Source organism: Streptomyces sp. JLSY215, assembly GCF_059682825.1.
This window is the reverse complement of the sequence record NZ_CM185022.1, coordinates 7,012,524-7,024,580: the sequence shown is the minus strand read 5'-3', so window position 1 is coordinate 7,024,580 and position 12,057 is coordinate 7,012,524. Positions and strand designations below refer to the sequence as shown.

Annotated in this window: 11 protein-coding genes; 4 read left to right on the top strand and 7 right to left on the bottom strand. The window is 72.6% G+C overall.

The genetic code is table 11. From position 1 onward, the window contains the following. Positions 1-37: 37 nt before the first annotated feature. The 4 genes from AC5677_RS31245 to AC5677_RS31230 all read right to left on the bottom strand — a co-directional run bounded on the left by AC5677_RS31245 (position 38) and on the right by AC5677_RS31230 (position 5,578). A complete protein-coding gene (locus tag AC5677_RS31245; protein ID WP_497191222.1) occupies positions 38-1,363 on the bottom strand; it encodes a serine hydrolase domain-containing protein in 1,326 nt (441 codons plus the stop codon). A gap of 203 nt (positions 1,364-1,566) precedes the next feature. After that, a complete protein-coding gene (locus AC5677_RS31240) occupies positions 1,567-1,980 on the bottom strand; it encodes a hypothetical protein (protein WP_497191221.1) in 414 nt (137 codons plus the stop codon). Between the two features lie 41 nt (positions 1,981-2,021). Next, positions 2,022-4,763, bottom strand: coding sequence for an FtsX-like permease family protein (locus AC5677_RS31235; RefSeq protein WP_497196827.1), 2,742 nt, complete (start codon positions 4,761-4,763; stop codon positions 2,022-2,024). 5 nt (positions 4,764-4,768) lie between these two features. Beyond that, positions 4,769-5,578, bottom strand: coding sequence for an ABC transporter ATP-binding protein (locus tag AC5677_RS31230; protein WP_497191220.1), 810 nt, complete (start codon positions 5,576-5,578; stop codon positions 4,769-4,771). Positions 5,579-5,860: 282 nt separating this feature from the next. On the opposite strand from AC5677_RS31230, the gene AC5677_RS31225 reads away from it, so the two are divergent. Together AC5677_RS31225 and AC5677_RS31220 are read left to right on the top strand one after the other, a co-directional pair. Further along, on the top strand, positions 5,861-7,072 hold the full coding sequence (locus AC5677_RS31225) for a sensor histidine kinase (protein WP_497191219.1): 1,212 nt from the start codon (positions 5,861-5,863) through the stop codon (positions 7,070-7,072). Further along, positions 7,060-7,731, top strand: a complete 672-nt coding sequence (locus AC5677_RS31220) for a response regulator transcription factor (protein ID WP_497191218.1) — start codon at positions 7,060-7,062, stop codon at positions 7,729-7,731. Before AC5677_RS31225 ends, AC5677_RS31220 begins: the two co-directional genes overlap by 13 nt. 209 nt (positions 7,732-7,940) lie before the next feature. On the opposite strand, the gene AC5677_RS31215 is transcribed toward AC5677_RS31220, so the two are convergent. Next, positions 7,941-8,372, bottom strand: a complete 432-nt coding sequence (locus AC5677_RS31215; RefSeq protein ID WP_497191217.1) for a DUF8711 family protein — start codon at positions 8,370-8,372, stop codon at positions 7,941-7,943. 84 nt (positions 8,373-8,456) lie between these two features. Then, positions 8,457-8,660, bottom strand: coding sequence for a hypothetical protein (locus AC5677_RS31210; RefSeq protein ID WP_403497334.1), 204 nt, complete (start codon positions 8,658-8,660; stop codon positions 8,457-8,459). Between the two features lie 237 nt (positions 8,661-8,897). On the opposite strand from AC5677_RS31210, the gene AC5677_RS31205 reads away from it, so the two are divergent. Beyond that, positions 8,898-10,190 carry an MFS transporter gene (locus tag AC5677_RS31205; RefSeq protein WP_497191216.1) on the top strand — a complete coding sequence of 431 codons (1,293 nt, stop codon included), beginning with the start codon at positions 8,898-8,900 and terminating at the stop codon, positions 10,188-10,190. A 3-nt stretch (positions 10,191-10,193) separates the two neighbouring features. Beyond that, positions 10,194-10,955 (top strand): thioesterase II family protein, encoded by a 762-nt coding sequence (locus AC5677_RS31200; protein WP_497191215.1) that lies wholly within the window; start codon positions 10,194-10,196, stop codon positions 10,953-10,955. A 61-nt stretch (positions 10,956-11,016) separates the two neighbouring features. Here the strand turns inward: AC5677_RS31200 and AC5677_RS31195 are convergent, their stop codons facing one another. After that, positions 11,017-11,577: an ATP-binding cassette domain-containing protein gene (locus tag AC5677_RS31195; RefSeq protein ID WP_497191214.1), complete on the bottom strand. Its 561-nt coding sequence runs from the start codon at positions 11,575-11,577 to the stop codon at positions 11,017-11,019. Between the last annotated feature and the right edge of the window lie 480 nt (positions 11,578-12,057).

Below are 12,057 nucleotides of genomic sequence, written 5' to 3'. Positions count from 1 at the left end.
GTTGGAGTGGGTGAGGAGTGCTGACCGCCGTCGGGGGTCAGTGCGACCGTGCGCGGCGGGACTCTCCCGCTTCCCGCAGGAGGGTGCGTCCGCTGTACTGGAGGGCGTGGACGGCGTCGGAGCGCGCGTCGGTGACGAAGCGCCCGAGGAAGCCGCCCGCCCCCCGCGAGGAGAACGTCCGGTGAGCCAGTGGCTGCGCCAACTCCCTTGCGCCGCCGGGGAGTTCGAGTACGAGGTGCGGGCCGTCGATGCCGACCGTCACCGCCAGGTCGCCGTTGCGGTAGGTGCCCGTACAGTCCGCGAAGGCCGCCGCGGCGATGGGGGGCGGGGGCGTGGGGCGGTGGACGCCGACGGCGATGTCCGCGTCCCGCAGTGCGTCGACCACGGCCTCCCACAGGGCCTGCCCGGTCGGGGAGTTGGTGGTCAGCGCGACGACGGTGCCACGCCCGGGGTGGATGCGCAGATGGCAGGTGGCGCCGTCCAGCGTGCCGTCGTGGCCGAGCCAGCGGTTGCCGGCGGGCCCGAACCGGCCCAGTCCCGGTCCCCAGCCGTCCGCCAGCCCGAAGGGGTCGGCGCCGGCGGTGGGCCGGGCCATCTCCCGCAGGGCGTCCGGGTCGGCGAGGCGGGCCAGGTCCGGGTCACCGGGCTCGTCCAGATGCAGCCGGCCCAGCCGTACCAGGTCGGCGGCGCTGCCCGCGAGACCGCCCGCGGGCAGCGAGCCGGGGTCGGTGGGCAGCACCGTGATGGCCGTGCCCAGCGGGTGCAGCAGGAAGTCCCGTACCGCCTCGGACCAGGTCAGTCCGGTGACGGACTCCACGACGCGGCCCGCGATGCCGTAGCCGACGTTGGAGTAGGAGAAGGAGCCGGGTGCGGGCCAGGCGCCGACCGGCAGCGCCAGGAAGCCGGCGAGCCAGCGGCGCAGCGAGGGGGCGCGCTCGTCGTCGTGATCGGACGGGAGTCCGGCGGTGTGGCTGAGGAGATGGCGGAGGGTGGCGGCGAGGGCCGGGTGGCCGCCGTCCGCGCGCGCACCGGCCCCGGCTCCGGCCTCGACCTCGGTCTCGGCCTCGGGGAGCAGTTCGCGTACCGGGCGGTCGAGGTCCAGGTCCCCGTCACCGGCCAGTTGCAGAACGGCGGTGGCGGTGAACGCCTTGGTCGCCGACCCGTACGGGAACGCCGACCCGAGATGTACCGGACGCCCGTCCTCCTCGGTGCCGAACTCCCAGGTGGTCAGGGTGCCTTGGTGATGGAGGGCCAGCTGCCCGCCGACGACGTCGCAGTCACGGGCGAGGCGGTCCAGGTCGAGGCCGACGGGGGCGCCGCCACCGGCGCCGCAATCCGCTGGATCCGCATAGTCCCCGTGCACCGCGTCGACCTTCCTCTCCCTTGACCGCGATCCGGCCGCGGGATGCGGCCGGCGCGGCGGCCGGCCCCATCACCCGCCTGTGGCCGGCCGCTCGAGAGAAAGTCTTCAGCAGGGCGAATGGTTCGAACAGGGCTTTAAGTGCAGTGGTAAAGATGCAGCTCAGAGGGGTGAAAAAGGGGTTCGGGCGGGGCCGGTGGGCGGGGTCAGCGCTCGCGGGCGGGCAGGACCGCGACGGCGATCAGCAGGACCAGGACGCCCCCGAAGGCGTTGCGCAGGCCGGGCTCGATCGCGGTCCATTCGAAGGCGATCGGCGCGATGTCGCGTATCTGCTGGACCAGCCACAGCACACAGGTCGCCAGGCCCACCAGCGCGGCCAGCGCCATCACCACCTTGGAGCGGGCCGCCAGCGCGATCAGCGCCAGCAGCCCGGCCGCCGCCAGCGGCAGCAGCATCGACGTGGTGATCGCCACGCCGCCGTCGCCGGTCAGCCCCGTGAACAGGTCCGCCACGGGCACGGACCGGGGATCGCGCCCCTGGTACCAGGGCTGGAAGGCGCTCAGGACCAGCGCCGCCGCCCCGATGAGCGTCAGCAGGACCGCCACCGTCAGTCGGGCCATGGGGTGTGTCTCCTCGTCTCTCGTGTGCGGCGGCCGCGCGCTCAGCCGCGGCCCAGGCCGGCCGGATGCCGCGTGCGCAGCGCCGACCGGGCGGGCAGCAGGTATCCGGCCGCGGCCGTCACCACCACCGTCAGGACGATCAATCCTGCCTGGGCGGGCGGGATATAGGGCAACGAACCGGTCAATGAGAAACTGAACGCCGCCAGCGGTATCGCCGCGGCCAGCCCGCCGACCACCACACCGACCACGACGACGATGGCCGCCTCGATGCGCAGCATCCGCCGCAGCTGTCGGCGGCTCGCGCCGACCAGGCGCAGCAGGACCAGTTCGTTGCGGCGGCCCACCATGATCAGGGTCAGCGTGCTGAGCACGGCGATGGCCGTGAAGCCGCCGATCACGCTCACCGCGACCACGGTGATCACCTGGCCGATGCCCCGGTCCTCGGCCTGCAGATGCTCGGCCTTGGGCCGGTCCACCACCTCGGTGTCCAGGGCGGCGGCCGCCAGCGGACCGGCCAGCGCCCGGCGTACGGCGGCGGGGTCGGCGCCCGGCTTCAGGCTCAGCAGGATGCGGGAGTTGAGCGGGGCGGCCAGGTGCGGGGCCAGTTCCTGGGAGGCGAGGAGGAAGTCGCCGAGCGCCAGGGAGTTGTCGTAGATCGCGGCCACCTTCAGCGGCACCGCGGCGCCGTCGCCGTAGCGGAGGGTGACCTTCGAGCCGATGTCCAGGTCCAGCGAGCGGGCCCGGCTCTGCCCGACGGCGACCGTGCCCTTGCCCAGGTTCTTCAGGGTGCCGGCGGTGACGGAGGGGTCGAGGGTGGCGGGCAGCGCCGCGGGGGTGACGCCCATGACCGGCAGCCGGTCCAGCTTCGGTTCGCCGGTCTCGCGGCGGGCCAGGACGACGGTGCTGTGCAGGACGCCGGTGGCCGCGGCCACGCCGTCCACCTTCGCGACGCGGCGCACCGCCTCCTCCGGGATGCCGGGCCCCTTCGTGGTGACGCCGAGCCGTGCGCGCAGGGACCGGTCCGCCTGGGTGCCGCCCTGCTGGTCGAGGGTCGCGCCGGCCGAGAGCTGTACGCCGATGAAGGCCACCACCAGCACGATGGGGGTGATCGCGGCGCCCAGGCGGCGGGACTGGGAACGGGCGGCGGCGGCCGCGAGATGGCCGCCGGGCCCGCCCAGCCGCCGCGCGGGCACGGCCAGCAGCCGCATCGCGCCGCGGGCGATCCAGGGGCCCAGCAGCGCACAGGCGATGACCAGCGCCAGCGCCGCCGTACTGGCGGCCGCCGCGGCCAGCTCCCCGTACTGCAGCGCCGCCGTACCGGCCGAGCTCATGCCGAGGAAGAGCACCACCAGTCCGGTGATGGTGCGGCCGCGGCCCGGCTGCGCCGGTTCGCGCTGCGCCTCGCCCATCGCCTGCGCCGGGCGGACCTTGGCGATCCGGCCGCAGGCGAGCGCGGCGGACATCCGGGCCACCAGCAGGGTCAGCCCGGCGGTGAGCACCGGAACCGCGAACATCCAGACCGGGGTGGGCAGTTCGAGCCCCATCGGCACCGCCCGCCGCTCCTGGAGCAGCGAGATCAGCCGCAGGAACACCGGCACCGCACCGATCGCACCGAGCAGCGCGGCGGTCACCGCCACCACATTGATCTCGCGGCCCACGGTGACCCGCAGCTGCCGGGGCGTGGCGCCGACCGCGCGCAGCAGCGCCATTTCGCGGGAGCGCTGGTGGACGGCCTGGGCGACGGTGCTGGAGACCACCAGCACGGCGATCATGATGACGGTGGCGCAGACCGTCGCGAGCAGCATCAGCAGGCCCATCCGGCTGGGCGCCGACTCCAGGAACTCCGGCTCGCCCCGGCCGCTGCCGGTCAGTACCCGCAGCGCCCCGGAGTCCTCCTTGTAGCGGCTGCCGGCCGAGGCGTCCCGGGCGGGGTGCCCGCCGTCGAGCGCCTGGCGCAGCCGGGGGTAGAGCTGGTGGACGCTCACTCCGGGGTCGGCGAGGACGCCGATGGCGTCGGTGGTGCCCGGGTGGCCGGCCAGCCGGTGGGCGGCTTCGTCGCCGAAGAAGACGGCGCCCTGGTGGGCGAGTCCGGTGGCGTCGCCCTGAGCCTTGGGTGCGGCGATGCCCGCGACCTCGTACGAGACGGGGGCGCCCAGCGTCTGGAGCGTGATCCGGCCGCCGGCGCGGACCCCGGCACGGGCGGCCAGGTCGCCGTCCAGGACGACCTGTCGGGAGCCTTGGGGGGCGTGTCCGGAGCGGAGCGTGAAGGGGGCGAGCGCGGCGGCGGACCAGGGGTGCCCGAAGACGGGGGCGTTCCCGGAGTCGCTGCTCGGGCCGGGCACGGCCGCGCCGTTGTGCCCGGCGACGGCGACGGGGATGACATCGTCCCCGACGGCCGCCTTGACCCCCGGGACCGCCGCGAGCCGCGCCAGCACCGTGCGCGGCACCCGTACCCGTTCGGTGAGCGACTGGCGTTCCGTCATGGGCGGGTCGCCCCAGGGCTTGGCGGTGTAGCGGGTGGTCTGGTCGCCGGCCACCACCGCGGTGGTGGCGGCGTAGCGCTCCACCCGGGCGTGGCCGATGAACGCCGACAGGGTGGCCAGCGCGAAGCTGCCCAGCAGCAACGAGGTCAGGACCAGGGCGGCGAACACCGCGGCCCAGGCCTTGCGGTGCCGGCGCAGCGAACGGGTGGCGAGGAAACGGGCCGTGCGCAGGGTGCGGGCCGGGGAGTCGGGGCGCACGGCTTTGGCGGTGCCGGGGCGGGATCCGGTGGCGAGGGACATGGCGTTCACCGCTCCCCGAGTCCGGCCAGCGTCCGCGCCACCGCGTCCGGCTCGGGGCGCTCCATCCGGCTGACGATCCGTCCGGCCTCGATGAACAGCGCCTCGTCCGTCCAGGACGCGGCCACCGGGTCGTGGGTGACCATCACCACGGTGTGCCCCTCGCGGTCCACCGCATCGCGCAGCAGCGTCAGTACATCGCGGGCGGTGACCGGGTCGAGGGCGCCGGTCGGCTCGTCCGCGAAGATCACGGCGGGGTCGGTGACCAGCGCGCGGGCGATCGCCACCCGCTGCTGCTGGCCGCCGGAGAGCGTCAGCGGCGAGTCGTCGGCCCGGTCGGCCAGCCCCACCGCGGCCAGGACGGCCAGCGCCCGCTCCCGTACGGCCGGGTCCTCGGGCCGGTCGCCGCCGAGCAGCATCGGCAGCGCGGTGTTCTCCGCAACGGTCAGCGACGGCACCAGATTCAGCGCCTGGAAGACGAAGCCGACCCGGTCCCGGCGCAGCCGCGTCAGGCCCGCCTCGCTGAGCCTCGACAGATCGGTCTCGCCGATCCGTACCGTGCCCGAGGTGGGCCGGTCGAGCCCGGCGGCGCACTGCAGAAACGTGGTCTTGCCGGAGCCGGAGCGGCCCATGACCGCCAGGAACCGGCCGCGCCGCAGGGTGAGGCTGACGTCGTCCAGCGCATGGACCGTGCGGCCGCCGCGGCGGTAGCTGCGGGTGACCGAGTCCAGGGTCAGCGCGGCCGCCGGGCCGGGGGGCGCGGCCGGGTGTCCGCCGGCCGCCGTCGTGGCACGTTTCGCCGTGCGAAGCCTGACCATGTGTGCCCTCCGGGCCTTGTCCGACCGGGCAGCCCGGTCTCGTCCGATCTCGTCCGTGCCATCCGGCCACTGCCGTTCACGGTGGCTTTCCGCCTGCTCTGAACGGTATGGATCACGGCCCGCGGACACGATGGAGCGCACACCCGTCCCGGGGTTCAGCCTGCTCCACCATCGCCTGGGGTGACCGGCCCACCGCGGGTTCGCCCCCGTGCGAATACCGTGATCCGTATCCTCACTTTGCGCCGGGACCGGCTGTGCGTCCCGCCCCCGAGGGAGCCCACGATGGACGACTTCACCACCCAATTACGCAACTCCTGGCACGCCGGCTACTACCTCTACTTCGGTATTCCGATGGCCTGGCTGTGCTTTCTGACCGCTTTCCTGGTGCCGATCGGCCTGCTGTTCACGCTGTTCCTGATCGGCGCGCCGGCGATGCCGGAGATCGTCCGGCTGCTGCGCAGACTGGCCGGATATGAGCGGGTGCGCGCCGGAAGCTGGCTGGGCACCCCGGTCCCCGAGGAGTACCTCCCGCTCGACGGCGCCACCGTCGACCGGCTGCGTCTGGCACTGACCGACCCCGGCACCTGGCGCGACGCCCTGTGGCTGCCGATGGCCACCTTGACCCACATCGTCTTCAGCGTGCTGACCTTGCCGTTGTGGCTGACGGGGCTGCTGGTCGACGGCCTGGGGATGGGCGTGGGCGGCGTGCTCGCCCGGCGCCGCGAGGCCGCGTACGGCGTGCCCGCGGCCCCGCGCCGGTCGCTGTTGCTGCGCCACATCGTGACGCTGGCCGACACCCAGGCCCGGTGGACCGCGGCGCTGCTGCGTCCCTCGGCCTCTGCGCGGCTGGCCGACCGGGTCGCCGAGCTGTCGGAGAGCCGGGCCGGTGCGGTGGAGGCGCACAGCGCCGAACTGCGCCGTATCGAACGGGATCTGCACGACGGCGTACAGGCGCAGCTGGTCGCGCTGTCGGTCCGGATCGGTCTGGCCAAGCAACAGGTACGCAGCGATCCGGACGCCACGCTCGCCCGTCTCGACGAGGCCCAGGCGGGCGTCGAGGGCGCCCTGGCCGATCTGCGGCACGTGGTGCGCACGGTCCATCCGCCGGTCCTGACCGACCGGGGGCTGGCCGGTGCGGTGCGCGCCCTGGCGGCCTCGTCCGATATCCCGGTGGAAATGAGCCTGAATTCGGTGGAGAACGGCCGCCGGCTGCCCGCATCGGTCGAGGCCGCGGCGTATTTCGTGGTGGCCGAGGGGCTGACCAATATCCGTAAACACTCGCGGGCCACCCAGGCGTCGGTACGATTCACCCGGGGCAACGGACTGTTGAAGGTGACCGTGACCGATGACGGTCGCGGCGGCGCCGATGAATACGGCGGCAGCGGCCTGGTCGGCATCCGCCGGCGGGTCGCCGCACTCGATGGCACGACCAGCCTCACCAGCCCCAAGGGCGGGCCGACCAAGCTGAAAGTGGAGCTGCCGTGCGGATCGTGATCGCGGAGGACAATGCGCTGCTACGAGAAGGCATGGTCCTGCTGCTGACCAGCAACGGCCATGAGGTGGTGGCCACCTGCGCGGCCGGCCCCGAGGTGATGCCGGCGCTGCGCGAACACCGCCCCGACGCCGCGGTCCTGGACGTACGGCTGCCGCCGAGCTTCCGCGACGAGGGCCTGCGCGCCGCCGTGCAGGCCCGGCAGGAGCTGCCCGACCTGCCGATCCTGGTGCTGTCCCAGTACGTCGAACAGGCCTATGCCGCCGAGCTGCTGGCGCAGGGCGCCCGCGGGATCGGCTATCTCCTCAAGGACCGGGTCGGCCGCGTCGAGCAGTTCCTGGAGGCGCTGGAGCGCATCACCAGCGGCGGCACCGCGCTCGACCCCGAGGTCGTCACCGAGATCGTCAGCCAGAAGGCCGCCGCCCGGCCACTGCAGGGCCTGACCCCGCGCGAGCACGAGGTGCTGGAAATGATGGCGCAGGGCCTGGCCAATGCCGCCATCGCGGAGAAACTCGTCATCACCGAACGCGCGGTGAGCAAGCACATCCGCGGCGTCTTCGACAAGCTCGGGCTGCCTCCGGAGGGCGGCAGTGTGCACCGCCGGGTGCTGGCCGTACTGGCGTATCTGGGCAACGCCGCACCGGAAAGCCCGGCGATCTGAGAAAGGGCCCGCGGGGCGCGCGACGGAAGAGGCACGGAAAAAACCCGGGTGTCCGGAGACGGGGGGCTCCGAACACCCGGGGGCGGGAATTCCCGCGCGGCCCCAACGGGGGATGGCTGACCACGCGGGAAGCCCGGTTCGTGGGGCGACTTCCTACCGGCCTACAGGTCTGGGGGCCTCCAGGTCCGGAGACCTAGAGGTCCAGAGGCCTAGAGGTAGTCGCCGACGGAGGTGCAGGTGCTGCGCAGCTGCTTCAGCCGCTTGTTCTGGTCCGCCACATAGTCGGCGACGGAACTGGGCGTGCGCTCCTTCGGCGTCGACCGGCGCAGCTCCTTCGCGGTGTCCTGCGCGGCCTTGCGGATCTTCTCGTCGTCCGTCTTCTTCGCCAGCGCATCCAGCTTGTCGGCGCGTTCCTCGGCGTCCTTCTGCGCGGCCGCCGCGTCCTTGGGGTTGGGGTCGAACAGCGCCACATCCAGGATCTTCAGACAGATGTCCCCCCGGTCGAGGGCCTTTTGCGGGGAATTCTCGCAGCCGGCCATGCCGAATGCCGCCGGGACCACGATGAGGGCCGCGACCGCGGTCCTGGCAGCGGTCTTCCACTTTCCGCGCAGGGGGCCGTTGCGGGCCATGGACGCATTCATGCTGCTGTTCTCCTCGGAAGGTCTGTCCGGAAGTCTGTGGGTCGGCCCGGTGCGATGCCGCGGTGCGGCCTCGGTGCGAGCGGCTCAGTCATCGGCGCTGCCGGCCCGTTGCCAGCGCAGCACTCCCCAGAGCAGTGCGATGGCATCGAGGGTGAAGCCCGCGATCATCACGGCGGTGTGCGTACCGCCGGTGACCGCGTGGGAAATCACCGACGTCAGCATGGCGCCCGCGAAGAAGACGAACAGCGGGGGAACGATCCAGCCGCTCTTGCGGTTCGTACGTGCCATGAGAGGTCTCCAGTCGTACCGTCGTCTCGCACGGCCCGGGGCCGCGCTGTCTGCCATCCATGGTGTCCGAGCGGCCGGTGCAGGTCAGTACACCGCACCCCCGAACCGGGGTGGAGCCTGCACCACCATCACGGGTTCAGCGAGCCGGGCGCGCCCCTGATCACCCTCCCCACCAGGGCAGTTGCGCTCAGCCTTAAACACCTGCCGCGGCCGGAAGGCCGATGGCAGCATGCGCCCATGACCGTCCCGCTGCGCCGCAACACCCACTACCACCTGCTGTGGGGCAGTCAGGCGCTCTCCGAACTCGGCGCGCAGATATCGGTGTTCGCGCTGCCGCTGCTGATCCTGATGCTCACCGACTCGGCCGTCAATGCGGGCGCGGCCGGCGCCGTCAGTGCCCTGACCCGGCTGGTGGTCCTCATTCCGGCCGGTGCGCTGATCGACCGCTGGCACCGCAAGCGCGTCATGCTGCTGTGCGAGCTGGCCCGGGTCCCGATGATGGCCGGGCTGGCGCTGGCGCTGCTCGGCGACGGGGTGTCCTTCGCGTACATCGTGGCCGTCGCGGTGGTCGACGGTGCGGCCGCCGCGATGTTCGCCCCCGCCGAGGAGGCCGCCCTCCCCCAGGTCGTCACCAGGGACCAGCTGCCGACGGCCGTCTCGGTCAGTGCGGCCCGCAGCTATATCGCCACCCTGGCGGGCCCCGGCATCGGCGGCTTCCTCTTCAGCGCCCACAAGGCCCTGCCGTTCCTGGTCAACGCGGCCACCTACGCGGGTTCGTTCGTGATGCTGCTCTTCCTGCGGCTCAAGGGACCGGCCGCGGCGGACGCCGACGGCGGTGGTGGCGGCCGGAGTTCCCTGGGCAGCGAGATCCGCGAGGGCATCGGCTGGATCTGGCACCGTCCCGTCATCCGGGCGAGCATGCTCGTCGCGGTCGGTGTGAGCGTCTGTTTCAACGCGCTCTACCTCATCGTTCTCACGGTCGCCGAGCGCGCGGACATCGGTGCCGCCGAGATCGGCGCCATCGGCGTGCTGGTCGGCGCCGGCGGTCTGGCCGGCGCCCTGCTGGCGCCCCGTATGCACCGGCTCCTCACGCCCCGCGCCGCGATCATCCTGCTGGGCTGGCTGGGCGCCGCCCTCACGCCGCTCCTCCTGGTGCGGACCAATGGCTATCTCTTCGGCGCCGTACTGGCCGCCGTCGCCTTCCTGGCGCCCACCGTGCAGACGGCCGTGGTGACGTACCAGATGGCCCGGACGCCCGACCGGCTGCGCGGCCGGGTCAGCGCGGCGCTGGGGCTGGCCGGCGGCGCCGCGGGTGCCGCGGGGCCGCTGCTCGGCGGGCTTCTGGTGGATGGCGGCGGCCGGACGACGGCCGTCCTGGTCTGCAGCGGCGTTCTGCTGCTGGCCGCGCTGGCCGCGGGCCTGAGCCCCGCGCTGCGCGCGTTCACCTCCGTCAGCGGCGAACCTGCGGCAACGGAGGACGCACTGCACCCCGTACCCGCCTCGGAAACCGAGGAACTCTCGGAAAGGTGACCCATGCCCGTCAACCCACGCTCCGCCTCGCCCCGCTGGGCGGTCGCCCGCCCGGCGCGGCCCGCGGCCGCCGTCCGGCTGTTCTGCTTCCCCTACGCCGGCGGCGGCTCCAGCCTCTTCACCTCATGGAGCCGCTTTCTCCCGGAGACCGTCGAGGTCTGCCCCGTCCTGCTGCCGGGCCGCGAGGAACGCTTCGGCGAGGCGCCCCGGACCCGCGTCGAGGACCTCGTACCGGAACTCGCGGAAAACCTGGCGGGCTGGTTCGACAAGCCCTTTGCCTTCTTCGGCCACAGCATGGGCGGCGAAATCGCCTTCTCCCTCGCCCGGCATCTGTGCCAGGGCGGCCCCGCCCGCCCGGTGCATGTGTTCGTCTCCGGCTGCGTCCCGCACCCGAGCCCGGTGCTGCGGCACACACTGCCCGACGATGAACTGCTGGCGGAGATACGGAAGATGAACGGCGCCCCGCCGGAGTTCCTGGAGAACCCCGAGCTGATCGAGCTGCTGCTGCCGATGCTGCGCGCCGACTTCGCGCTCGCGGAGAACTGCGTACCGGCCCCGGACGCCGTGATCCCCGTGGACGTGACCGCGTTCGCCGGATCCGCCGACCCGGAGGCCACCCACCGGCAGGTCCAGGACTGGGCCGAGCACGTCGGCGGCCGCTTCACCTCCCACGAGCTGACCGGCGACCACTTCTTCCTGCGGGAGGCCGCCCCGCTGCTGGAGATCGTCGGCCGGACGCTCGGCCAACACGTCAGCGGCCGGTAGCCCGGCGACCGACAGCTGAGCGGCCGGCAGCCCGGCGGCCGACCGCTCGGCGACGAACCGCTCAGCGAGCGGCGTCGAACCCGGCGGCCCGCTCCAGGCACTCCCTGATCGTCTGCGGGCCGGCGTCGGCCACCATGTCGACCACGGCCCCGTCGTTCAGGAACACGACGGCATCGGCCCGCGCCGCCGCGGCCGGTGCCGTCGTCGCCATGACCACCGCAACCCCCCGGTCCTCCACCGCGCGCCGCAGCGCCGCGCCGCACTCCTCCGACGCCTCGTCGGCGAGCAGCAGCTCGGGACGCCGGGCGAGCGCGGCCTCCAGCGACGAGGCGCCCTCCGGCTCGGTCGGCCAGGGCACCATGACGCCGCCCTGGGCCCCGGCACGGCGGCTCAGGGACCCGGACGACGGCTGGATCTCCCCGGAAAGACACTTCAGCAGAGTCGTCTTTCCCGACTTCTCCTTGCCCATTACCGCTAGGAACACGCCGGCTCTTACCGCGAGGTTCACACCGCGCAGCGCATACACCGCGTTCGGGGTCGCGTCATAGATTTTCGTTACGTTATCGAGCGTGACGACCTCGGGCGCGCGGTCGATAAATTCGCTCGACTTCACGTGACTCATCGATGCCTTCTCCTATACCGCGGCGAAATCATCCGCCGCCGCGCCCTGCCTGACGTGTCAGATACGCCCAACATACCTATTCCGAGCAACACCGAACAGGGGGTTCACAAGTGGGTCACTGGTACAGGTAGCTCACCCAAGGCCGTAGTGCGAGCACCCTCTCCCGCCCGGCGCGTCGCGACTCACCAGCGCGAAAACCACCGGACCTGGCACCGTATCAAACCTGCGGCACGGCCTCGTCCCCACCGCTGTTACTTCCGTTTACCCAGCACACGGGCCTCTTGTCTCGGCTGCACCCGTTGCCCGGGACTGTCTGTTTAACGGCACATCACCCCCTTACGGATTCCGCATCCCGGCACCCCGGGAGAACTCCGTGAGGTCGCATGATGCAATTTCGGCCGCACCTTGGCGAGAACAGTGCCGGAATATGCGGGCGGCAGCCGTACACCACTTCACAGATCCCTCACATTTCGCCGTATG